Origin of the sequence: Paenibacillus kobensis NBRC 15729 (genome assembly GCF_004000825.1) — a bacterium.
Classification (GTDB): Bacteria; Bacillota; Bacilli; order Paenibacillales; family Paenibacillaceae; genus Paenibacillus_T; species Paenibacillus_T kobensis.
The window spans coordinates 12639-37293 of sequence record NZ_BILZ01000023.1; the positions used below are offsets into that span (position 1 = coordinate 12639).

17 protein-coding genes are annotated in these 24655 nt (G+C 46.5%); 16 read left to right on the forward strand and 1 reads right to left on the reverse strand.

The window, feature by feature from the left end; genetic code table 11:
* Positions 1-210: 210 nt before the first annotated feature.
* Complete coding sequence (locus PKO01S_RS14570) at positions 211-3411, forward strand: IPT/TIG domain-containing protein (RefSeq protein ID WP_127532081.1); 3201 nt, start codon at positions 211-213, stop codon at positions 3409-3411.
* Positions 3412-3503: 92 nt separating this feature from the next.
* Here the strand turns inward: PKO01S_RS14570 and PKO01S_RS14575 are convergent, their stop codons facing one another.
* On the reverse strand, positions 3504-5429 hold the full coding sequence (locus PKO01S_RS14575) for a tetratricopeptide repeat-containing glycosyltransferase family 2 protein (protein WP_127532082.1): 1926 nt from the start codon (positions 5427-5429) through the stop codon (positions 3504-3506).
* Between the two features lie 175 nt (positions 5430-5604).
* Here PKO01S_RS14575 and rfbF point away from each other — a divergent pair, with 175 nt between their 5' ends.
* The 15 genes from rfbF to argC all read left to right on the forward strand — a co-directional run bounded on the left by rfbF (position 5605) and on the right by argC (position 24345).
* On the forward strand, positions 5605-6384 hold the full coding sequence (gene rfbF / locus PKO01S_RS14580) for a glucose-1-phosphate cytidylyltransferase (RefSeq protein ID WP_127532083.1): 780 nt from the start codon (positions 5605-5607) through the stop codon (positions 6382-6384).
* 12 nt (positions 6385-6396) lie between these two features.
* Complete coding sequence (locus PKO01S_RS14585; RefSeq protein ID WP_127532084.1) at positions 6397-7317, forward strand: NAD-dependent epimerase/dehydratase family protein; 921 nt, start codon at positions 6397-6399, stop codon at positions 7315-7317.
* A 12-nt stretch (positions 7318-7329) separates the two neighbouring features.
* Positions 7330-7905, forward strand: coding sequence for a dTDP-4-dehydrorhamnose 3,5-epimerase (gene rfbC, locus PKO01S_RS14590; protein ID WP_127532085.1), 576 nt, complete (start codon positions 7330-7332; stop codon positions 7903-7905).
* Positions 7898-9709 (forward strand): glycosyltransferase family 2 protein, encoded by a 1812-nt coding sequence (locus tag PKO01S_RS14595; RefSeq protein WP_127532086.1) that lies wholly within the window; start codon positions 7898-7900, stop codon positions 9707-9709. The genes rfbC and PKO01S_RS14595 overlap by 8 nt, the downstream gene beginning before the upstream one ends.
* A 1-nt stretch (position 9710) precedes the next feature.
* Positions 9711-10784, forward strand: coding sequence for a CDP-glucose 4,6-dehydratase (gene rfbG / locus PKO01S_RS14600; RefSeq protein ID WP_127532087.1), 1074 nt, complete (start codon positions 9711-9713; stop codon positions 10782-10784).
* Positions 10785-10795: 11 nt separating this feature from the next.
* Positions 10796-11464 (forward strand): LbetaH domain-containing protein, encoded by a 669-nt coding sequence (locus PKO01S_RS14605; protein WP_127532088.1) that lies wholly within the window; start codon positions 10796-10798, stop codon positions 11462-11464.
* A gap of 38 nt (positions 11465-11502) precedes the next feature.
* Positions 11503-12570, forward strand: coding sequence for an FkbM family methyltransferase (locus PKO01S_RS14610; RefSeq protein ID WP_127532089.1), 1068 nt, complete (start codon positions 11503-11505; stop codon positions 12568-12570).
* A gap of 151 nt (positions 12571-12721) precedes the next feature.
* A complete protein-coding gene (locus PKO01S_RS14615) occupies positions 12722-12919 on the forward strand; it encodes a cold shock domain-containing protein (RefSeq protein WP_110041885.1) in 198 nt (65 codons plus the stop codon).
* 170 nt (positions 12920-13089) lie between these two features.
* On the forward strand, positions 13090-14310 hold the full coding sequence (gene fliB / locus PKO01S_RS14620) for a flagellin lysine-N-methylase (RefSeq protein ID WP_127532090.1): 1221 nt from the start codon (positions 13090-13092) through the stop codon (positions 14308-14310).
* Positions 14311-14795: 485 nt separating this feature from the next.
* Positions 14796-16910: a fibronectin type III domain-containing protein gene (locus PKO01S_RS14625; RefSeq protein WP_127532091.1), complete on the forward strand. Its 2115-nt coding sequence runs from the start codon at positions 14796-14798 to the stop codon at positions 16908-16910.
* Positions 16911-17156: 246 nt separating this feature from the next.
* A complete protein-coding gene (hpf, locus tag PKO01S_RS14630; RefSeq protein ID WP_127532092.1) occupies positions 17157-17702 on the forward strand; it encodes a ribosome hibernation-promoting factor, HPF/YfiA family in 546 nt (181 codons plus the stop codon).
* A gap of 263 nt (positions 17703-17965) precedes the next feature.
* The gene (gene secA / locus PKO01S_RS14635; protein WP_127532093.1) at positions 17966-20479 is read left to right on the forward strand and encodes a preprotein translocase subunit SecA; all 2514 of its coding nucleotides are present in this window, start codon (positions 17966-17968) and stop codon (positions 20477-20479) included.
* A 167-nt stretch (positions 20480-20646) separates the two neighbouring features.
* Positions 20647-21766 (forward strand): peptide chain release factor 2 gene (prfB, locus tag PKO01S_RS14640; RefSeq protein WP_127532094.1). Its coding sequence is split into 2 segments (ribosomal slippage): positions 20647-20718 and positions 20720-21766, totalling 1119 coding nucleotides; the frame shifts between segments, so codons are not numbered across the junction.
* A gap of 322 nt (positions 21767-22088) precedes the next feature.
* Positions 22089-22988 (forward strand): YitT family protein, encoded by a 900-nt coding sequence (locus PKO01S_RS14645; RefSeq protein WP_127532095.1) that lies wholly within the window; start codon positions 22089-22091, stop codon positions 22986-22988.
* 304 nt (positions 22989-23292) lie between these two features.
* Positions 23293-24345: an N-acetyl-gamma-glutamyl-phosphate reductase gene (argC, locus tag PKO01S_RS14650; RefSeq protein ID WP_127532096.1), complete on the forward strand. Its 1053-nt coding sequence runs from the start codon at positions 23293-23295 to the stop codon at positions 24343-24345.
* The last annotated feature ends 310 nt before the right edge of the window (positions 24346-24655 follow it).

A 24655-nucleotide genomic window follows, 5' to 3' on the forward strand; every position in this document is an offset into this window, starting at 1 on the left:
AATAATCTTTTTAGATTATTATGGTGATATATTCCTAAAATTAATTAAAATACTGAGAAAAAAATGGAGTATGCTCAAGAAATGGTGCAAAAGAATTGAAATTTGGTTTCTATTGCATATCTAGTCATGAGCCCAGAATCTCTTGGTTTCAAAAAGTAATAGTGCAAACGTGCTATTGCTTTTTTTTAATAATAAACAGGAGGGGTTTAAGTGAAGCAATTGCGAGTTTTATTGATGTCAATTCTTGCTCTTACGCTCGTCGTTAGCGGTTTGCTAACTTCGAATGCAGGGAACGCATCAGCCGCAGTGAATGATTACGTGAGCGTTACAAAAACAGTAACGCCGGGAACAATTACAACGCTTGAAGAGGCAACGGTATCTTTGAATATTACCGGCACGCCGCCAACAAACGTAGTTGTACCCAACGACGTTGTCTTAATTATCGACAAGTCGGGAAGTATGGTTACAGCCGATGATAGAATCGGAAATGCCAAACAGGCAGCCAAAGGCTTCATCGATCTTATGGATTTTAGTAAGCACCGTGTCGGCATCGTTGATTTCTCCGATACAGACAAAATCGGAACTTTCGATTTGACGACGGATAAAGACGCAGCTAAAAACCATATTGATACGATTACGGCTAAAGGTTCTACAGCTACAGGCGATGCGATCCAGAAAGCAACGGAGATGCTTGCCAATCATCGTCCAGAAGCGCAACCCGTAATCGTCATTCTGACGGACGGCGATGCAACGGTAGGAAGCAAAGACTATCCGAATGCGTATGATTATGCAAAATATGAAGCAGGTTTAGCTAAAGATGCAGGCGTCATTTTCTATACGATTGCATTGCTGAATGCTACGGATAACCCGGAAACGAGCAAACCGAACATTCTGTTGAAAGAAATGGCAACCACGTCCAATCACCACCACTTCGTACTAGGCGCGACGGGGTTGGATCAGATCTATGCAGCAATCGTTAGGGAAATCGGTTTGGCAAGTGCATTTGACGTAAAGGTTAACGACATTGTGGCTCCTGAATTTGAAATCGTTCCAGGCTCTTACGATAACAACATTCCGAAGCCAACGGTCAACGGCAACTCATTGACATGGGAATTCAACGAATTGAAAGACAAGACGTTGACATTCGAATATAAGATTCGTCCAGTAGACAAAACCAAAAAGGGTACTTTCGCAGTATCGACAGGTGCATCTCAAATCACTTACAAGGACTATGCAGGTGCTCAGCGTTCTAAACTTATCCCGAGCGCTAATCTGGCGGTTAAATTCCCGGCTCCTACGGTAACGTCTGTCGTTTACTCGAGCGGCCTTCCGGCTGGCGGGAATACAGTTACGATTACGGGCGACCACTTTATGAGCGGTGCAAGCGTTAAATTTGGCTCAACATCTGCAAGTAATGTGCAAGTGGTAGATGCCCAAACGATTACAGCTGTCGTTCCGGCAGGTACACAAGGAACGGTAAGTGTTGTCGTTACGAATACCGATGGTCAATTCGCAACGGGTCAATATCAGTACAAAGCAGATCCGACTGTCACATTGATCGATCCGAACAAAGGCGATATGGCCGGCGGATACACAATCGGTATTTCCGGAAAATACTACATGCCGGGCATGACGGTTAAGATCGGAGCCAACTTGGCTCAAGTTGACACCAATAATGGTTCTAAAGTTATTGTGAAAGTCCCTGCTTCCACGGTATTTGGACCTGTGGATGTCACGTTGACTAATCCAGACGGAACGACGGTAACGGTTGCAGGAGGCTTTACTTATAATGAGCCGCCGAAAAAAGTGTTGACCATTACTTCGGTATCGCCGAATTCGGGCTTAACAGCAGGCGGAGAATCTGTCTACATCAATGGCGATCAGATTGCATCGAATGCTACCGTATATTTTGGCAATACCGTAGTTCCAATTACAAGTTACTATAACGGTGGCGTGAAGATTCTGGTCATTGCACCAGCATCGACGACTGCAGGGGCAGTAGATATTAAAATCGTTAACCCAGACGGCCAAGAAGCAACTTTGGCGGGTGCCTATACGTATAATGCGCCACCTCCACTGCCTGCACCGACTATTACCACACTGTCGGCAACGAGCGGTTTGGTAGCCGGCGGTGAATATATCTATGTTAACGGCTCTAATTTTGTAAACGGGCTGAAGGTTTACTTCGGCACGACAGAAGCGAAGGTTAACGCTTTCTACTCTTCTGTGAAAATTCAAATTCAAGTACCTGCGGGACCTTCTGCTGGCGGAACGATCGATGTTAAAGTCGTGAACCCGGACGGCCAAGAAGGCAGCAAGGCAGGAGGTTATACGTATCAGTTGCCACCACCTCCACCAGCTCCAACGATAACGTCCTTATCGGCGACGAGTGGTCTGGTAGCTGGCGGCGATTATATCTATGTCAATGGTGCGAACTTTGTAAATGGTGTAAAAGTATACATGGGCTCGACTGAAGCAAGAGTCAATTACTTCTACTCCGCTTCGAAACTTCAAATTCTAGTGCCGGCAGGACCTTCTGCAGGTGGAGCGGTAGACATCAAGGTAGTTAACCCAGATGGACAGGAAGGCACGCTTGCAGCAGGATATACTTACAATGTGCCAGCACCAGAGCCAGTAACTATTACGGCCATTACTCCTAATACAGGATTAATGAGTGGCGGTAACTACGTTTACATTGATGGTGTGAACTTTAAAGCAAATGCACAAGTTACATTCGGAACGAATACGGTTAAGATAAACAGTCTGCTCAGCACTACGCGTGTACAGGTACAGGTGCCTGCATCGACAGTTGCTGGAGCCGTGAACGTAACGCTCACGAATACAGACGGACAAACGTTTACATTGGCTGGCGGATATACCTATACGGTTCCGGTGCCGACGATAACGACGCTGTCTCCTAACCATGTTGCATTGAATACTTCTGCTTCGGTTTATATCGACGGAACGAACTTTGATCCTAATATGACGGTCACAGTGAACGGCAAATCGGTTGCTATCACATCGTATTATAGTTCGAACCGAATCTTGATCGTTGTTCCAGCGTCTTCGACAGCAGGGCAAGTCCCGATCGTAGTTACGCTTCCTTCAGGAGCAGCTGTGACGGCGAACTTTACGTATGATGCTCCGCCTCCGGCTCCGGCACCAACGATTACGAAGCTGAGTGCAACTTCCGGTTCAGCAACGACTGTCAACTATATCTATATTGACGGGTCGGGATTTGCAAGTGGCGTTAAGTTCTATATTGGTGGTGTCGAAGCGACGGTCAATGCCTACTATGGTGCAACAAGGGTTCAAATTAAACTGCCTACGGGTACTCCAGGAGCTAAAACGATCGTGGCAGTAAACCCTGACGGTCAGACGAGTAATGCAATGACTTATACTTACAACTAACAGTGTTTGACCGGATCACTCTAAGCATTCATTAGAGTGGTTCGCCAAATAAAAAGAGAGTCGACCTATTTCAGGCCGACTCTCTTTTTTATTTAATTAAAGGGGAGCAATTTTGCGTCAGGAAAACGTTTGAAATATCGGTCAAGCAGCACTCTATATGGATCGGATCCGTTTGTTCCGAAGGACTTGGCGATTCCTGCAATCTCAATTGCTTCATTAGCATCTCCCAAGTCAAGCGCGGACGTAAGCAGGTGGATCCCGTCTTCAACTTCGCCTTGCATGAGTAAAAATTGTCCTACATTCTTGCAGCCCTCGGCATTTAGAGCTTCATTATCAAGCAATACGCTCAAGTATTCCATAGCTGCAGATGTACGTCCAATTAACAGAAGAGAAGTCGCCAGACGGTTTAATGTCTCGGCATCAGCCCAGTTCTGAACAACGACCGAGCATATATCATTAAAGTCGAGCAGATGCAAGCGCAGCAAGACGTCATGCAGGAGAGGCAGTGGCGCATAGGTGGTTGCATTCTCCAATGGCTGGCCTTCGGAGTTCAAGATCGCAATGACTTCTTCTGCAAAATGAATGATGGTCTCCTTGTCGTTCGGAATGGATTGCAACAAAGAGGGGTCTTGATAGTAAATTGCAGCAACCAGTAGAAGATCGGTAGGGCATTCCTCTAAGCTGCGGCCCGCCAAGCTTGCACGCGGTTGTTCGGTAAGGAGGCTATACGTGAGATTATCCGTTTCTGTAATCGGTAGATCATGCTGTATACATTGTGGATAGTATAAACGGGCCAACTCCGTATTTCCGCAAGCCAATGCTGTTTTGAACAGGATGAAAAGATTAAATGGCTTATCGGTTGGATATAACTTTTCAATCAAAGCTTGTATGGAATCCGTCGTTTCATACAGGGTAAGAAAATGAGTCAGTATTCTAAGCATCGTATAGTTATTATCTTGGTACTGCAGTGATTTCATGGTATGATGCACCAATTGGTGCAAATCTCCCGATTTGCGTGCGATATCAGCAAGTAATTGATGAGGAACCAGACGTCCGTAAGTCGTTTGAATAAGCCAATATGGCTTATTATCGCGTTCTCTTTGGTCTGCAATTTCCAGACAGCGCTCCAAGCAATGCTTGGCCTCATGGTATAAGCCATAATGATTCAGAATGATGCCTTCAAGACAGTAGAAGTCGACGACGTCGATATGTTTTTTTTGTGCTGCTTTAACAAGCTTTAATGCTTCGATATACTCATTCTGTTTCATGAAGGTTGTAATCATTCGATCAATCAGATGGTTATACCACGCATCGGTTGGTTTTGAACGATTGTACGATTTACGATAGTACTTAATGGCTTGGCTAAGATTGTCTCCATTCACATATTCATTTCCTAATACGAAGCAATAATAGGGTTCGCGAACCTTAGTTGAGCTCTTTATATTTTCTAGGATAGATAAATTACGCTTCGTCTTTTGTTTCTCGGTGGCGACTTCATCGGTATATCCGGAATGAAAGATTTTGAACGTGATGTTCTCGAACGGGATCGCCCCGTTGGCTGCACGAATTTGTTCATGTATTGGTTCCACATAATGAACACCCGGCGTTTTGGAGAATAAACGAGCGCCAGGAGACTCCATCAAATGGTTTAGTCCATTTTCGCTGCCGAGGATATTCATAATTTGCAGCATGAAGCCAGTGGGCTTTCGAGCATCCCGAGATTGTAATAGGCGGCGTAATTCTTCGTGCTGGTCAGGCTGTATATATTCGTCCGCATCGAGAACAAGTATCCATTTGCCGGTAGCATGTTTAATCGATTCATTACGTGCCGCCGCGAAATCATTCGTCCACTCGTAATCGTAGATATGATGCGTATATCGCGAAGCAATTGCTTTAGTACGATCGGTAGAGCCAGTATCGACGATAATAATCTCATCAACCAATGCGTTTACGCTATCGAGACATCTTGCGAGCACACGTTCTTCGTTTTTTACGATCATACATAAAGATAGTAGCATTAAGAAGAGACCTCCAACATTGATAGGTTACTAATATATATCGTAAAGTGAATCAAAAATCGTGAGTACTGATGGCGACCATTATTATACATCCGATTATCTATTAATAATTCAAAGAATATGTCGATAGAGAATATATAATAAGCATTATTAATAGGCAAGGAAGTGACAAGACATGAAGGTAGTCATTCTAGCAGGTGGAAGAGGTACTCGAATTAGCGAAGAGTCGCATTTGAAGCCGAAACCGATGATCGAAATCGGCGATGCGCCGATTCTATGGCATATAATGAAAACGTATTCCCATTATGGATATAATGAATTCATCATTTGTTTAGGTTATAAAGGTTATGTAATTAAGGAGTACTTCGCAAACTATTTTCGGCATATGTCCGAGGCTATAACCTATGATTTCACATCGGGCAATACAGTAGAAGTCCATCATAATAAAGTTGAGCCATGGAAGGTTACTTTAGTGGATACGGGTCTGGATACGATGACGGGCAGCCGGGTCAAACGAGTTGCGTCTTATGTTGGTAACGAGCCGTTCATGCTTACCTATGGAGATGGTTTAGCCAATATCAATATTCATGAGCTTGTACGCGTGCATCAGCAAAGCAATCGGCTGGCAACCATAACGGCAGTCCAGCCCGATGGCCGATTCGGCCGGTTGGAGCTGGCTGGCGATCAGGTTACCGGCTTTGCAGAGAAGGTGCGCGGCGACGGTGGTTGGATCAATGGCGGCTATATGGTATGCCAACCGGAAGTGTTCGGATACTTGCCGGATTGGGAAGATACGATTCTAGAACAAGGGCCATTGCAGAATTTGGCGAAGGATGGCGAATTGAACACTTATCGTCACGAGGGCTTTTGGCAGCCGATGGATACGCTGCGGGAGAAGATCATTCTCGATGACATGTGGGATCGAGACAAAGCACCGTGGAAGGTATGGGAATAAGGAGAGTGCTAGATGAATAAAAAGAGAGTGCTATTAAGCGGTGCAAATGGCTATATTGCCCTCCATCTAGCGAATTGGTTGCGGAATAACAACTATCACGTTTTAACCGCTGCAAGAGATGGAAGCGGGGATTTACATATGGACTTTTCCCGGCCGAATCAAGTGGCAACCGATTCTGTCTCAGGTATTGATGCCATGATTCATACAGTCTCTCCTAATGAAACGTTATACAAAACGGACACTTATAGTGCTTTGAGCGAGAGTGTAACGGGGATTCATGCCGCATTAGATTTTTGTACACATAATGAGATCCGCAAGTTTATCTATATATCTAGCTTTCATGTGATGGGCAATCAATCGGGTCGCCTATCGGAACTGTCTCCCATAGCGCCGCATAATGATTATGGACTTGCTCATGCAATAGCAGAGCAAACGGTTCAAATGTATAACCGGATTAAACAGCTGGATGGATGGGTCATCAGACCCTCTAATGTATTCGGAGTTCCGGCAGACCGCGATAAATTTAAGCGTTGGAATTTGATTCCATTCCTATTCTGCAGGGAAGCTATCGAACGCGGTACCATAACGCTCCTTACCACGGGCAGTCAACTTCGCAACTTTGTCGGCGTCACAGATGTGTGCAGGAACATTCAATGGATACTGGATAATGAACCTGCAGAACGAATTATCCATGCCTATGGACAGGACACACTTAGTGTTTATCAGTATGCGCTTCTGGTGCAAAAGGTTGCTAGAGAACGCTACGGCAGAACGGTATCAATTATACGTCCGGAAGGCAGTAATTCGGTGTCCGAATTTGAATTCACGAGTTGCTGCAGCATTCCTGAGCTCGCGCCGCGTGACAATCTGGAGACTTTCGTAATGGACATGCTTGGAGTATATCACGACTTGGTCAGTACAAACTCGTTTTAAAGGAGAATCGCTATGCTCGTACATCCGACTCCTCTTCAGGGAGCAGCTCTGCTGGAAATGGAGCCGATATCAGATAACCGGGGTTATTTTGCGAGAAGTTTTTGCAAAAAAACGTTAGCTGAGCATGGTCTGTCGTTCAATATGGTACAAGCGAACACGGCATTCAACCGGCACAGAGATACCCTTCGAGGAATGCATTATCAGAAGCCTCCTTACTGTGAGGATAAGATTGTAACGTGTACCCAGGGGGCAATCTACGATGTTATCATTGATCTCAATGAAGATAGTCCAACCTACTGCCAATGGTATGGAATTAATCTCACGGAGGACAACAATTTATCCTTATACATACCGAAAGGTTTTGCGCATGGTTACTTGACGCTTACCGATAATGCCGGCATTCATTATCTGGTCAGCGAATACTATACGCCGTCTCATGAGTCTGGAGTTCGCTGGAATGACCCTGCATTTGGTATTGAATGGCCCAATCGAGATTCTCTCCTGCTATCAATGAAAGACGAGAAGTGGGGAAACTTCGACAAGACTGCAGGCGGACTTTTCGTCACGGAAGGAGTAATACATGAATAGACAGGTAGCAGAACAACTAATAGGGATATTGGATGTTGGCCGGGAAGGGATTGCGCACTTGGCCAATTGTATTCATGAGGGCGCTTTGAGCCCAGAGGATATGATTATCCTGGATACGTTGACAGAGATGCTGCCGGCAGTGGAAGAAGCGGTTGCGGGCATTCCAATTCTTAATCGAGTCAAGGACATTAATAGTAACCTTGATTTCTATATGAAACAACTTCAAGAAAGCTTCGCCGATGGTGATGTGGATGGTTTTCTATATAACTTTCAATTCCACTTCTGCTCGATGTTTCGAATTCTAGAGTTGGAAGTATCCATGCTGATTGAACAATTTATCGATAAAGATGATTTTCCGCATCTCTACCCTGAAGTCGGAGAGATGGATCATTCCGAGATTTTACATAAAGGAACCAAGGCTCGATATAAAGCGAGTGTTGTCCTGCTCGCCTATAACAATTTGAATTATACCCGAGATTGTGTAGAAAGTATTTTGGCCAACACCCATGATGTGGATTACGAGTTGATTTTGGTGGACAACGGCTCCACGGATGGGACCAAGGCCTATTTTGAGTCCATTTCCGGGGCTAAAGTCATTCACTTGAAGTACAATTTGCATGTCGTCAAAGGGTTCAATATGGGCATGATGGCTGCTGAGGGGCAGTATTGTGCTGTGTTGTGCAACGATTTCATTTTTACGCCGAACTGGCTTAGTAATCTGATGATTTGTATCGAGTCGGATCCTGCCATTGGATACGTTTCGCCGGGGGCGACTTATATATCGAATTTGCAAATGGTGGATATTCCTTTTATATCTAAAGAAGACTTCCAGGAACGGGCAAGAGCGTATAACGTTAGTAACCCGTCTATGTGGGAGGAACGCATTGTTCTGCTGCCTAATGTACTCTGCAGTCCTACGGCCTTGCTGGATCGAATCGGATATTACGATACGAGGTTCTTCCGCGGAGAATTCGCAGATGACGATATTAGCTTCAAGATCAGGCGTGCGGGATATAAGTTAGTTTATTGTGCTGATACGGTTACACATCATTATGGCAGTGTGACGACTGTTAGCGATCACATGACGAATTCGATGGAGGAAGGCAGACGAATATTCCTAGACAAATACGGTTTGGATGCCTGGCAAGATGCGCGAATCAGTTCAGTTGCACTAAATATCGACTATCAACGGCTGTCGGGAATCCAAACGGTACTGGGAATTGATGTGAAGTGCGGCGCTGATCTGCTGCATGTGAAAAATAAGCTCTGGTCGGAATTCGGCACGAAAGCGAAGCTGTCGGTATGTACGACTGAACCGAAATATGTAGATGACCTCATCACAATCTCAGAAGACGTCAAATTGTTCCATGCCTTCACATCGCTTTCCGAGATGATTGATGAGAAATATGATTTGGTATACATTGAAAAGCCGCTTGATTTGTACCACGACGATCTGGACGATGTATTTAGCGGATTGGCTAATATCGTGAAGAAGAACGGAAGAGTTATCTTTACTGTTAATAACAGAACGAATGTTGAAACAATATTAGAAATGCTTAATGCCTCTTACACCCTACATCATAAGAAAATTTATATGCGTGACTTGGTAGCTCAGCAAGCTGCAAAATGGGGCTTTGAGCCATACTCAATAGTTAATTTCTGTTCGGAACAAAGAAGCTCAATGAGCGAAAATGTAATCAAAGCATTAACACAATGTATCGCGGGTACAGATATGGAACGAGCTTCTCAACTGGAAGTGATGTTAAAATCTCAGTTCACAGTATTTCAGATGAGGTACTGTTAATATGGTGAACGGTGGACATAGACAACACGGTTTCTGGAAGGGCAAGAAAGTGTTCCTTACAGGGCACACGGGGTTTAAAGGAAGTTGGGCAACGCTTTTGCTTCAGCGATTGGGTGCGGAGATCAGCGGCTATTCGCTGCAGCCGGAACCGGGGCCTCAGTTGTTCCGAATTGCTGACGTGAACGAAGGGATTCAATCTTATTATGGTGATATTACCGACTATAACGGTCTGTTCACAGCAATGAATGAGGTGCAGCCTGAAATCGTTCTGCATCTGGCAGCTCAGCCCTTGGTGCGTCTTTCATACGATGAACCAATCCACACTTTCAATACGAATATTATGGGAACTGTCTATCTGCTTGAGGCTGCACGACAGGTTTCCTCAGTGAAGGTAGTCGTCAATGTGACGAGTGATAAGTGTTATGACAACCCGGGACATGTTGTACATGCATTCCAAGAAGGGTCGCCAATGGGAGGAGCAGATCCATACAGTGCCAGCAAAGGGGGCGCAGAGCTTGTAGCTGCTGCTTATTCTAAGTCCTATTACACTCATGGAGAAAAAGTGCTGGCTTCTGCGCGGGCGGGCAATGTTATTGGCGGAGGGGATTTCGCCAAGGACCGCATTGTTCCGGATATCATCCGTTCACTGGAGTCCCATCAACCGCTGACTATTCGCAATCCGAATGCTGTGCGGCCTTGGCAGCATGTCCTTGATTGTATTCACGGTTACCTTAACCTTGCAGAGCATTTGTGGCACTATGGTCATGATTTTGACGGCGGCTGGAACTTCGGTCCGGACGAAACGGCTATTTTGTCGGTATCTGATATCGTCGAGCAAGCTTTGCATTATATGAGTGTTAAGCCTGAGGTAGTATATGAAACGCGGGCTCAGCCGTATGAGGCAAAATGCCTAATGCTAAATAGCGATAAAGCACGACAACAACTGGGATGGAAGCCGAAACTGACAGCACAGGAAGCCATTCAATGGTCGATGGAATGGTATAACGATTACTTGCTGCAACAAGACATGAGACAAGTTACCTTGCAACAAATTAATCGTTACATGGATAAGTAGGGGGGATGAAGGTGGAGCTATCGCTTTCGGTACAGGAGTTTAGAGAGTACGTGAGCAGGCAGCTTAATCATTTCTTTCCGGACAAATATATGGTTCAGCTTAATGATAATTCGGCAGCCTTCGATCTTGCCTTGGAGCGTACGGAGTATTGTTTGAAGGATGTGACGCTTCAAACTTACTTCAAGGACGGAAATCTATATTTGAACCATCTGTATTCCGATCAATATGCCGTGTTCTTGTGGTTCTTGTCCAATTCAATATGGTCACGGACAGAGGACTTGGCTATAGCGAATAAATTGTTTTATTTGAATAAATCATTGCATGGATTTAGTTGTCTTTACGATACGAAACTGCCTTCGATCTTCCTGCTGCTTCATACTGTGGGAACGGTGCTAGGTAAAGCAGAATATGGAGACTATCTAGTAGCTGGCCAGGGGAGTACAGTAGGGGCTCAGAATGGGAAGTACCCTATTCTAGGGCGGGGGGTTGCTGTTCTCCCTCATTCGTCGATTATTGGCGATTGTGTGATTGGCGACAAAGTATCAGTAGGAATCAATGCATCCGTTTATCAGAAGAACATTGAAAACAATACTGTCGTGTACCGGTCGGAAGATGGCTCCATTGGATATAAGTATAAAGAGCAATGTTGGGCCCAACGCTGGTACAACGTTCAAATCTAAAATCATTTGTAATCATGGAAACGAATCGAGGGAACAGAATGGATAAGCTGATTAATGCGCTCCGAACGATTGGTAATAATGAAGTCGCACGCAACAAGCTCGTTGCTGTGTTGAAAGAAATTGAAAGTGAACTTCAATATGAAGGTGATGCTAGAGAAGAGGTAGTTGGACCTATCGTAGACGCCATGTTCGACGCACAGACGATTTTGAATAAACGAATTTCGAACGGGTTGGTGTTTGACTATTATTATCGCACCAAAATCGCAAGGGATTTCCTCCTCTCGGCCCCCGAAGTGCCGGATCATGTCTGGGAGCCTCAAACGACAAAGCTGCTTATGCATCTCTCGCGGCAAGCCAAGCATGTTCTGGTTGGCGGAGCGTACTTTGGAGACCAAGTCGTAATGGTTGCTAATCAGATCCAAGGCAACGAAGGCATTATTCATGCATTCGAACCGAATGTTGATCAGAATCAGATGCTGCAAAAAAATGCGAATAATAATGGATTGACGAATATTCGTACGTGGCGGATGGGTTTGTGGAAAGACAGCGATAGCCATTTGCGACTGGTTGGCGAAGATTCTTTTGCTTATGCAGAACTTGCTCAGACGGAGAACGGGACTGCAGATTCAGATGCTTTTCCTACCGTTTCTATCGATCATTATCTCCACAGCAATCAAATCAGTAAGCTAGATCTGATTATGTTAGACATTGAAGGTTTGGAATATGATGTTCTTCAAGGAGCAAAGAGCCAATTAGAACTCCCGCCAGGGGACGCGCCGAACATTGTATTTGAAGTACATCGGCACTATGTAGACTGGAGCAACGGTCTGCATAATAGTGATATTGTCAAATTTCTGGCCGGATACGGATATTCGGTATTCGCTGTGCGTGACTATAATTCAAACGTAGATATGCATGCTGCCCCAGTCGAGATTATCGCGCCTGAAGAGGTACATTTGGAAGGGCCGCCGCATGGGTTTAATATGCTCGCGGTGAAAGATGTGACGATCTTGAACCACGCTTTATTTAAAGAATGCAATGGAGTTAGCCCTAAGTTGTTGAAACATAAAGATCCCAGGTTCCATCATCCGATACACAAACAATAATCTAGCGCTTTAAGGATGGAAAAATCTCTATTCACAGCAATGAATCCGTTTTCAAAAAAATGTTTGACAATTATATGAAGTCGGGTTATATTCGAATTGTGGGCCTCACGTAGGCCGGACACAGCATTTGAAGATGAAGGGAATGTTACGCATGCAAGGTAAAGTAAAATGGTTTAACGCAGAAAAAGGCTACGGATTCATCGAGACGGAACAAGGCGGCGACGTATTCGTCCACTTCTCCGCAATCCAAGCTGACGGCTTCAAAACGCTGGAAGAAGGCCAAGCTGTAGAATTCGACATCGTCGAAGGCGCACGCGGTCCACAAGCTGCAAACGTAGTAAAACTGTAATTATTCGGCTCGATGATCGAGCCAACTTCATAGATGGTGTCAACACCAGACATGAGCGACAAAACCCCGGGCAACCGGGGTTTTTTATTATATAGAATCACTGTAAAGAAAGCAGGACTGTGAACCGAGATAGTATATAGGACAGAATGGCTAGAAGGGATCGATTCGAGATGATGCAGCAGAAAACAATGCTCCCGCAATATATGAGACAGTTTGCATGTACTGGAACTGCATGTGAAGATACGTGCTGCAGGAGTTGGGCGATTTTCATTGATAAGAGTACGTATAAAAACTATCAAAAGGTCTCGGATTCGACGCTGAAGAAGCGGCTCGATCAAAATGTCGAACGGGTTAAAGTAAATGCATCGGATCAAAACTATGCGATCATGAAACTGAACGATCAAGGGGCATGTTCGTTTTTAACAGAAGAAAAGATGTGCGGCATTCAGGCAACCCTCGGCGAGAGCTATTTAAGTACAACCTGCGCGACATATCCTCGGAATATTAATATCGTTGATGACACAATTGAGGTCAGCGCCAGCATGTCATGTCCTGAGTCGGCTCGATTAGCTCTCTTGAATAAAGATCCTATGGAGTTCGATGTTATCGAATCGAATAATAATTATAAAGCGATCAGTAGCCTTGTCAGAACAACTGCAAGTAATACAATAGAGGCCCACTTTTGGGAAATTCGGATTTTCGTCATCTCGTTGCTGCAGAACCGGAATTATAATTTGACCGATCGAATGATTATTCTTGGACTATTCTGTGAGAAGCTCGAAGAAAGTATAAGCAATGAGAAATTCGAACTCATTTCTTCATTAATAGAAGAGTATAAAGTGAAGATTGCGAATAACAGCTTCGCTCCGTTACTAGGGCAAATGCCTCAAGCTCATCATATATCTATGCAGTTATTGAGCAGAATGGTTGAACTAAGGAGTGGAAAGGGGCAGCTGAATGCTCGATATAAGGCACTGTTAGATGAGGTGATTCAAGGGTTTGGGTTGGAGAAAAATGATTCAGAATATATTCTCGGTCGCTATAAAGAGGGGTTAGAACTCATATTCGCACCAGTCCTTCGCGAGCAGGAATATATATTAGAAAACTATATCGTCAATTACGTTTTTGAAAAATTGTTTTTATTTAAGAAGGGATACTCCGCGTTTCAGCAATATATTCAACTAGTCTCACTGTTATCTCTAATCAAATTCCATATAATAGGAAGAGGTCTAGAAGACGGTGAAATAAGTCCGGAGACCTGCGTGAGTGTGATCCAGATTTTGTCTCGCTCGTTAGAACATAATGAAGGTTATTTGAAGCAACTGATTGGCTTTGTGGAGGACTTAAAGTTAAATCCGTTAGCACTAATGGTCATTTTAATAAAGAATTAATCAACTTAAATACAATGTGGGGAGTGTAAATAGCTATTGTCATAGAGCTGCTGCCTAGCAGCTCACACAGCTTTATAATTAGAGTATGAGCGATATTAATAGCAGCTTTTGGAGCGCGGTATATATACGAAAAGACAACTACGTAACCAAGCATGATTAATTTCAGATAAAGAAGATGCAGAGCTTCACATGCCCGAGGCTCTGCATTTAAAGTTCAACTTTCGCATCTAAGCAAGAAGCGCTGCTCACTGCTCCACAAGTCATCGCGACTATACTGGATCGAGCGATTGATCAACGAAATTATCGTAATGAAGGCGGAAAAATTTCCTCACTTATTCAGCGTAAATTCCGTTAATGGATCACCGGATTGCTTAGCTACGTCAAGGCTTATCTACCAATTTCAAGCTGCTAGAGTTGAGCTATTACTAAATATTCATAATTAATATACCGATATTGACATTATCTTATGAATAAGGAGAAGAAAGATGAAAAGTAAACTATCAATTATTATGTTTTGTTTTTTGCTAATGACTTCTAGCTTAAGTTCATTAGTTTCTGCAGAAAGCACACAGGCTACTCAGATGGTTCAGGGAATGGAAGGAGTTACTCCACCTGCTGATACTACTATTACGGGAACTTCGTTTCCAGGAACATTAGCGGTAAATGCAATAGATGAAAATTTAAAAAGCTACTGGAGCCCAGGAAAAAGTTCCGGAACGTTGGAACTGACCTTTCCTTCCTCAGTTATGATATCTGGCCTACAAATTGCCGCATATGCATTTCCTTCTTCTAATGAAAAATTCACCATCTACGGTTTGAAACAGGGAGAATGGATTCAGATAAATAATACTGATTCACGTTTAGTTGAAGGGGACTCCTCGTTTCAACCTTCAATTCTAGAACCTATTGCAGTTTCACCGGACTCTTACGACGGAATTCGAATTGACATAGATACTATCTCCAACTCTTGGGTGGCTGTCTCTGAAATTACACTCCAAACAGAAGAGGCATGTAATGGAATGGGTGGGGCCAAATTTCCAGATGGGACTACTAGTTATTCTGGTGCGAGCTATCAGCAACATACACCTAACTTAGTATTGGATTGCGACCTTAGTACATACTGGGACTCAGGTTCAAACACTGGCCAGGTCGAAATTCTATTTCCGCGATCAATTTCTATAAATGCAATACAACTCGCTGCTCACTCAAGCCCATCAGAAGATATTAAATTAACAATATACGGTTTAAAACAAGGAGTCTGGTTGCAAATTAGTACTCCTGTTTCTGTTAGGCTTCCAGATACACCCGGTAATCCAGCTATTATTAACCCTTTATCTGTAAACTGGGACAATTATAATGGTATCAGGATTAAGATAAACGGAGCTGTTTCCTGGGCTGCATTAAATGAGGTCACTTATTATTCGAATTATAAAGATAATAGTTCATTTATTAATATTGTCCCCAAAATGTCCAGTGATACTTCGCCAAGTGGGCGCGTCGAGTACAGTAGCGCATATTCAGCATCCTCATATGGATATTTATCTTTCGATCGTGAAAATAATGTTAACGGTTGGACTGCTGCAACAGCGCAAAACCAATGGATATCTTACCAATTTGATAATCCTAAAGTTATTACTGACTATTCGATTCGACCATTAAACCATTCCGCAGGGCCAGCTCGTTCCCCTAAAGATTGGACATTTGAAGCATTTGATGGAGCTAACTGGATCATATTAGATGAAAAGCATAACATTACAGATTGGCAACTAGGACAACCAAAGTATTTTACGATTTCTAATAACAATTATTACTCTAAATATAGACTTCTGATTGCCGGAATCAATGGGGGGGCATATCTATCTATTGGTGAAATCGAATTATCAGAATCACGTACGCTTCTTACGTATAATTCTCCAACTAATTTAATAGCTCAAAAAAACAACAGTGATACATTTTTTAGTTGGGCAAAAACGATTAATGCAGCCGGCTATAACGTATATTTAAATGGAGTCAAAGTAAACAGTACACTAATATCAGGCACCAACTATAACTTAACTGGATTGGTTAATGGTGTAACATATTCGGTCGGTGTCTCAGCCGTGTTCCCAGTTTTTGAATCTGCAAAATCTGTAATAAAATATACTCCAAGTGGACCAAGCCAAAGTATTGTCCCTAAAATGCTGAGCAATACTTCGCCAGAAGGTTTGGTTGAATATAGCAGTATAACAAACAGTTATACTGATGGGTTTTATGCCTTTGATCAGGTTTACAATGATTACGGATGGGCACCGAAAACACTGACAAATCAGTGGCTATCCTACCAGCTAAGTAGTCCAAAAACAATTATGAAGTACACTATTCGACCAATAAATTATTCAGATGGTGGTAAAAGGGCTCCAAAAGACTGGACCTTCGAAGGTTACAACGGTACAACATGGGTAATCCTAGATACTCAAAATAATGTTTCGGACTGGGTACCAAATGAAGCGAAGGAGTTTGCAGTTTCAAGCCCAGGATCTTACACTAAATACAGGATAAATGTGTTAACAAATAATGGAGGTGTATATCTTCAAATTGGCGAGTTTGAACTTATAGAGTAATCAAAATAATACTGCGTCCTACATTCCTCTAAATAATGCCGTGCCTACATAAAGGTCCGGCATTATTTTTAATTCACACTATTAACGATATGCTTGTCAGCGTACGACCGTTGTATTCACGATAAAGGACAAAAACTGACAATTCTATATAAAAAATTTTCAGAAAATTCACAACTAACAGAAAATACTGATGTTCGAACCTTCCTTCATATGTTATAATAAGATCAAGTAAAGGAGGAGTGCCCCATGAAATACAACATTCGAGGTCAACATATCCAAGTGACGGATGCGCTTCGCGAATACGTCGAGAAGAAAGTAGCCCGCCTGGAAAAGTATTTTGAAGCACCGATCACCTCCGAAACGAGCGTTACCTTATCGGTAACCAAAGGATATCATGCTGTAGAGGTTACGATACCGCTGCCGGGCGTTATGCTCCGGGCAGAAGTGAAGAGCGAGGATATGTACGCTTCGATCGATGGCGTGGTGGACAAACTAGAGCGTCAAATCCGCAAGCACAAGACGAAAGTAAACCGCAAGTACCGCAATGAAAGCGGCGTAAGATCTTTTTTCAAAGAGTCTGGCTCGGCAGCGAGAGTATTGGATGAGGAGGAGGACTTCGAAGTCGTCCGCACGAAGCAAGTGACGCTCAAACCGATGGACGTCGAGGAAGCGATTCTGCAAATGAATATGATTGGCCACAGTTTCTTTGTCTTCGCCAATGCTGATACGAAGGAAGTGAATGTCGTCTATAGACGGAACGACGGCAAATACGGGCTAATTGAACAGAGCTGATCAAGCCGATCCGGCTCCTAACTTATCGAATATTGAAAGCCCCTTTTCCACCTGGGAGAAGGGGCTTTATTGCGTATAAATGGCAGACGTTGGTGCTCGTTGTTGGAAACTGTTACATTGCATTGCGACAAGGTTCTCAAACTGTTACAATTTAGGCATTGAGAGAAAGCGTAACCGCCCTGTTAACATCCGGTCGGATGTCGGCGGTCTGCAAGTGAAAGGCGTAATGAATAAGGGTGCGACGAAAGGTAGGGCGGTTGCTGATGCTCGGATTGGTAAAGAAAATATTCGGCGATGCGAACGAACGCGAGATTAAGCGTTGTTTGAAAGTTGTCGAAGAGATTAACGCAATAGAGCCGCAATTCACGGGACTGTCGGACGAAGCGCTGCGCGCGAAGACGGCTGAATTCCGCGAGCGTCTCGAGAAAGGCGAGGAACTCGAAGATTTGCTGCCTGAGGCATTCGCTACAGTTCGCGAAGCAGCGAAGCGTACGCTTGGCATGCGTCACTTTGACGTACAGCTGATCGGCGGCATGGTGCTTCACGACGGCAAAATTTCAGAGATGAAAACCGGTGAAGGTAAGACGCTCGTCGGTACACTGCCTGTATACTTGAACGCGTTGCTCAGCAAGGGCGTTCACGTCGTGACGGTCAACGATTACTTGGCGCAGCGTGACAGCCAGTTGATGGGTCAGGTTTACGAGTTTCTCGGCTTGACGGTCGGCTGCAATCTGCACGGACTAACGCATGCACAGAAGCAGGAAGCTTATGCCTGCGATATCACATACGGTACGAATAATGAATTCGGTTTCGATTATCTGCGCGATAATATGGTCCTTTATAAGGAACAGATGGTACAGCGTCCGCTGTACTATGCCATCATTGACGAAGTGGACTCCATCCTCGTCGACGAAGCAAGAACGCCTCTTATTATTTCCGGTCAAGCTGCGAAGTCGACGGAGATGTATTTCGCTGCTGACCGGTTCGTCAGCAAGCTGAAGGAAGAAGAGGATTATACGGTCGATATCAAGCTGCGCAACGTCACGTTGACGGAAGCGGGCGTTGAGAAGGCAGAACGCGCGTTCAGCATCGACAACCTGTTCGATCATGCGCATGTGCTGCTGAACCACCACATTCAACAAGGTCTCAAAGCGCATGCGATTATGCGCCGCGACGTCGACTATGTTGTACAAGACGACGAAGTCGTTATCGTCGACGAATTTACGGGCCGCCTCATGGCAGGACGCCGCTACAGCGACGGTCTGCATCAAGCGATCGAAGCAAAAGAGCAAATCAAAGTACAGAACGAGAGCATGACGCTCGCTACGATTACGTTCCAGAACTACTTCCGGATGTACCGCAAGCTGGCCGGCATGACCGGTACGGCGAAGACAGAGGAAGAGGAGTTCAAGAAGATTTACGGTCTCGAGGTCGTCCAAATTCCGACGAACCGTACGAACATCCGGAAGGATTCCCCGGACGTCGTATACAAATCCGAGAACGGCAAATTTAAAGCGGTCGTTGAAGAGATCGTGAAGCGCCATGCGAACAAGCAGCCAGTGCTCGTCGGTACGGTATCGATCGAGAACTCCGAGCGCGTATCCGAAATGCTGAAGAAACGCGGCATCACTCACAAAGTACTGAACGCGAAATATCATGCTGAAGAGGCGGAAATCATTTCGCGCGCAGGCCAATCGGACGCGGTTACGATTGCGACGAACATGGCGGGCCGCGGTACCGATATTTTGCTCGGCGAAGGTGTAGCTGATCTTGGCGGTCTGCATATTATCGGTACGGAACGGCATGAAAGCCGCCGGATCGACAATCAGCTGCGCGGTCGTGCTGGACGTCAAGGAGACCCGGGTTCTTCGCAATTCTATCTGTCGCTCGAAGACGAGCTGATGCGCCGTTTCGGCGCCGAGAACATTATGGGCATGATGGAGCGTCTCGGCTTCGACGAGGATCAGCCGATCGAGAGCCGTATGATTTCGCGTGCGGTAGAATCGGCACAGAAGCGGGTCGAGGGCAACAACTTCGACATGCGGAAAATCGTCCTGCAATATGACGACGTGATGAACCAGCAGCGTGAAATTATTTATAAGCAGCGCCGTGAGGTGCTTAACTCTGAGAATATCCGGTCTATTGTTACCGAGATGATCAAGCCGGTGATCGACCGTATCGTCGAAGCGCATTGCTCCGAGGACATTCCGGAAGATTGGGATCTCCAAGCAATTGTCGATTATGTGCACGGCAACCTGCTCCAAGAAGATGCACTGACGGCAGAGCAGCTGTGGGGCAAGGAGAAAGAAGAGATTATCGAGCTGCTGAACAGCAAAGTCGAAGCTCTGTACGACGAGCGTGAAGAGCAAATCGGAACCGAGACGATGCGCGAATTCGAGAAGGTCGTCGTGCTCCGCGCCGTCGACTCCAAGTGGATGGATCATATCGATGCGATGGATCAACTCCGTCAAGGTATCCATCTTCGCGCTTACGGCGGCACCGATCCGCTGCGCGAATACCAATTCGAAGGCTTCGAGATGTTCAAGGAAATGATCGAGCACATCCAAGAAGAAGTCGCGAAGTATATTATGAAGGCGCATGTCGAGAACAACCTCGAGCGTCAAGAAGTGGCGAAGGGGCAGACGGAATCGGGCGGCAGCGGCGAGCCGGCTGCGAAGCGTCCGGCGAAAGCGGCGGAAGAGGACCGTATCGGCCGGAACGACCCATGCCCATGCGGCAGCGGCAAGAAATATAAACTGTGCCACGGTAAGGCGTAATCTTTAGGCAGGTGTTCACACCTGCACCTGAGTGGCATTGCGCATAGCAGCACCATCAGACGGCGGACGCGCGAACAATATCGCGCGGTCCGCCTCTGTTCACGTCCGGTGTCCCGCGGCATACCGTGTAGAAGAACCGGGAATTCTTAATTTGAGGTGAAGCAACCATGTTGGACGTAAAGGTAAAGCAAGACCTGCGTGATATGGCGAAGCGACTCCAAGAGCTCAGGGGGTCTCTTTGACTTAGATCTTAAGCAAGAGATGATCGCGAACTTCGAGGAGAAGATGACGGCGCCGGATTTCTGGGACGATAACGACAAAGCGCAGTCGGTTATTTCGGAGATGAATGCGATCAAATCGACCGTCGAGAAATATGAGAAGTTGACGGCTGATCATGAAGATCTGATCACGATGCTGGAGCTGGCGGAAGAAGAAGGCGACGATTCGCTCGAAGCCGAGCTGACGCAAGGGGTACAATCGCTCGTTGATCGCGTTAGCGAATTCGAGCTGACGCTGCTGCTCAGCCAGCCTTATGACAAGCTTAACGCCATTCTTGAACTACATCCAGGCGCAGGCGGTACCGAGTCCCAGGACTGGGGCCAGATGCTGTACCGGATGTATACGCGCTGGGCGGAGAAGAGCGGCTTCAAAGTTGAACTGCTCGATTACTTACCGGGCGACGAAGCAGGCATTAAGAGCGTCACGATCTCGGTCAAAGGCTACAATGCATACGGCTACCTGAAGGCGGAGAAGGGCGTACACCGTCTCGTTCGCATCTCGCCGTTCGACGCATCGGGACGACGCCACACGTCATTCGTCTCTTGCGACATAATGCCGGAGATCGAGGATGACATCGAGATCGAGATAAGGACCGAGGATCTGAAGGTCGACACGTACCGTGCAAGCGGCGCGGGCGGCCAGCATATCAATAAGACGGAGTCGGCGATTCGGATTACCCACATTCCGTCAGGCATCGTCGTATCCTGCCAGACACAGCGTTCACAGATTCAGAACCGCGAGCAGGCGATGAAGATGCTTCGTTCCAAGCTGTACGAGCGCAAGATCGAAGAGCAGCAGAAGCATCTGGCCGAGATTCGCGGCGAGCAATCCGATATTGCATGGGGCAGCCAAATCCGCTCCTACGTGTTCCACCCGTACAGCATGGTGAAGGACCATCGTACCGGCGTGGAGACGGGCAACGTCGGCGCTGTCATGGACGGCGATCTGAACGCGTTCATCGATGGATATTTGCGCAGCCAGATTAAGCAGGATGCTCCGGAGGAGTAGAATGTAGCTGTTAATCAAACATAACCCGCCAGGCGCTAAGCCAGTGGCGGGTTGTTTGTATTCGGGGAGTCTGCTGGAATCGCAGGGCTTCTTTATTAAATGACGGGTTCTAAGCGGGAATGGAGACACCGAGAGACTAATCTCGCGGAAAGGCTTCATATATCCTCATCATCTGTACGATACTATCCAACGTAAGGTGTGGTTAGTATGGTCTGAGTTTTCGGTCAAATGGAACTGTTCCTTCGCTATACAGCTGGATATAATGTAAATCACGCAACCGTATACATACATAAAGGTAATCGCCCAAGGAGGCACCGACATCATGAACCGACCCGTATCTACCTCCGCATCGAGGCCGCGCCGCCGGCTTGCCAGCGGACCGGCTAATCCGCGCGCCCAAGCCGTCTGGGGAATCGCTCAACTGCTGCTTGGCGCGTTCATTATCGCAGCAAGCTTTAACTTATTTCTCGTCCCGAACGGTATCGCATCAGGCGGCGTCTCGGGCTTGTCGATCATCGTTAAGCAAGTGCTCGGCATTCAGCCTGCGTTCACGCAATGGACGGTCAATATTCCGCTCTTCTTCGCGGGGCTGTGGCTGCTTGGCAGAAAGTTCGCGCTGAAGACGCTTCTCGGCTCGATCATGCTGCCGCTGTTCGTTCTGCTTACGGCGCACTGGCCTCAGCCTACCGACAATGCGCTGCTTGCGGCTGTCTACGGTGGCGTTGGTGTCGGCATCGGGCTTGGACTCGTATTCCGCGGCCGCGGCTCGACAGGCGGTACGGACTTGGCTGCGCAAATTTTGCACAAATATACGGGGCTGTCACTCGGCATAACGGTCGTCTGCTTCGACGGACTCGTTATTGCGCTTGCGGGCATCTTCATCTCTCCGGAAAATGCGCTTTACGCGCTGATCGCCCTGTTCGTGACAAGTAAGACGATCGATCTCGTTCAGACCGGATTGCAGCTGTCGAAAGTTGCCTTTATTATTAGCGATAAGTCAGAGGAACTGGCGGACGCCGTTCTGACCGATCTAGACCGGGGGCTGACTGAACTGGACGCACATGGCGGCTACACGGGACAGAAAAGGACCGTGCTGATGGTCGTCGTCAGCCAGAATGAGGTTGCTAAGCTGAAGCGGCTCGTAAGGACGGTTGACCCGTCGGCTTTTGTCATTATTAGCAATACGGCGGAAGTCGTCGGGCAGGGATTTAAACTGGAATAGCGGCTGTTACAGGAATGAATGCGGCTGAATGCTGAAAAAGTCAAAAATACCTGATAACGGCGCGGCTTTTGCCGCGTTTTTGTCATTGTATTTATATGAATCCGGTTGTATAATAATGCGCAGTGGTGAATAGCAACGGACTTTCCACTTTACTCCTGAAACATGGTACAATGTAAAATTAGGAATAGCCCTAAACCGTTCGGCAAGTCATGGAACCGGCATCGACCGCAAGCGCAACGAGACTGCCAGAACGACTCTATAACAACAAGATTATCGATCTCGATAACGGATGGGAGAGACGTTTATGAGCATGAATAAAGTGAACGCAGCAATCATCGGCTCGACAGGCTACGGCGGCGTAGAATTGATCCGCCTGCTGGCCAGCCACCCGCACGTCGACGTGACGTCGGTTATTTCATCTTCTAGTGAAGGAACGCCTATTGCAGAAGGGTTTCCGCATTTGACGGAGATCCGTACCGATCTGCTGGACGGCATCGATGCAAAGGCCATTCGCGCCAAAGCAGACGTTGTGTTCTTGGCAACGCCGGCGGGCGTTGCGGCTAAGCTGACGCCAGAACTGCTCGAAGCAGGACTGAAAGTGATTGATATTTCCGGCGACCACCGGTTGAAATCGCCTGCTTTGTACGAACAGTGGTACAAAAAGACGCCAGCCGACGAGAAATATCTCGAGCAGGCCGTCTATGGCCTGGCGGAAGTATACGGCGACCGCGTACAAGGCGTTGATCTGCTTTCGAACCCGGGCTGCTTCCCGACTGCAACGCTGCTTGGTCTCATTCCGGCAGTTGCTGCAGGCTGGATCGATCCGGCGACGATCATTATCGATGCGAAGTCTGGCGTATCCGGGGCGGGCCGCGGCGCGAGCCTTGGAACGCATTATTCGGAGCTGAATGAGAACTTCAGCGCGTACAAGATCAACAAGCATCAGCACATTCCGGAGATCGAGCAGGTGCTGTCCGACGTTGCCGGCAAGCAAGTGACGACGACGTTCACGACGCATCTCGTGCCGATGACACGCGGCATTATGTCTACGATGTACGCGACAGTGACAGGCGGTCACAAGGACGCTGATTTCGTAGAGCTGTACCGCCAGTATTATGAAGGACGCAAGTTCGTTCGCGTTCGCGGCGTAGGCCAATGGCCGAAGACGAAGGAAGTATGGGGCTCCAACTATTGCGACATCGGCTTCAGCGTGGACGAGCGTACGGGACGGGTAACGATTATCTCGGTCATCGATAACCTCGTCAAAGGCGCAGCAGGTCAAGCGATCCAGAACTTGAACCTGATGATGGGCTGGGACGAAACGCTCGGCCTCAATTTCGTACCGGCTTATCCATAAGTTTCTGAGCGTGGCTCAGCGATCATGATCTCGAAGCTCGACATACATTCGATACTCGACGCTTCGAGCCCGCAACAAACTAACTTCCCGCACCTTCAAAGGGCAGCGCGAAGCGCCATTAGAAGTCTGCAAGGTTGCAGCGACCTGCTCATAGAGCCAGGGAGCTGTCCACTCTCATAAATTAATCGTTCGATGCGACGAGACAGTTGTGGAGCGCAGCGTGCGAATACGTTCTGGAGAAGCGGATGCGTTCGCCTTTGTCCCCGGATTGTATCCGAATCGGAATTTATATAATCCATAACAATCTGGG

What these genes read in the sequence shown, in the direction of transcription:
- PKO01S_RS14575 (WP_127532082.1), bottom strand. Translation starts at nt 5,429, where the DNA reads ATGCTACTATCTTTATGTATGATCGTAAAAAACGAAGAACGTGTGCTC.
- rfbF (WP_127532083.1), top strand. Translation starts at nt 5,605, where the DNA reads ATGAAGGTAGTCATTCTAGCAGGTGGAAGAGGTACTCGAATTAGCGAA.
- PKO01S_RS14585 (WP_127532084.1), top strand. Translation starts at nt 6,397, where the DNA reads ATGAATAAAAAGAGAGTGCTATTAAGCGGTGCAAATGGCTATATTGCC.
- rfbC (WP_127532085.1), top strand. Translation starts at nt 7,330, where the DNA reads ATGCTCGTACATCCGACTCCTCTTCAGGGAGCAGCTCTGCTGGAAATG.
- PKO01S_RS14595 (WP_127532086.1), top strand. Translation starts at nt 7,898, where the DNA reads ATGAATAGACAGGTAGCAGAACAACTAATAGGGATATTGGATGTTGGC.
- rfbG (WP_127532087.1), top strand. Translation starts at nt 9,711, where the DNA reads ATGGTGAACGGTGGACATAGACAACACGGTTTCTGGAAGGGCAAGAAA.
- PKO01S_RS14610 (WP_127532089.1), top strand. Translation starts at nt 11,503, where the DNA reads ATGGATAAGCTGATTAATGCGCTCCGAACGATTGGTAATAATGAAGTC.
- PKO01S_RS14615 (WP_110041885.1), top strand. Translation starts at nt 12,722, where the DNA reads ATGCAAGGTAAAGTAAAATGGTTTAACGCAGAAAAAGGCTACGGATTC.
- fliB (WP_127532090.1), top strand. Translation starts at nt 13,090, where the DNA reads ATGATGCAGCAGAAAACAATGCTCCCGCAATATATGAGACAGTTTGCA.
- PKO01S_RS14625 (WP_127532091.1), top strand. Translation starts at nt 14,796, where the DNA reads ATGAAAAGTAAACTATCAATTATTATGTTTTGTTTTTTGCTAATGACT.
- hpf (WP_127532092.1), top strand. Translation starts at nt 17,157, where the DNA reads ATGAAATACAACATTCGAGGTCAACATATCCAAGTGACGGATGCGCTT.
- secA (WP_127532093.1), top strand. Translation starts at nt 17,966, where the DNA reads ATGCTCGGATTGGTAAAGAAAATATTCGGCGATGCGAACGAACGCGAG.
- PKO01S_RS14645 (WP_127532095.1), top strand. Translation starts at nt 22,089, where the DNA reads ATGAACCGACCCGTATCTACCTCCGCATCGAGGCCGCGCCGCCGGCTT.
- argC (WP_127532096.1), top strand. Translation starts at nt 23,293, where the DNA reads ATGAGCATGAATAAAGTGAACGCAGCAATCATCGGCTCGACAGGCTAC.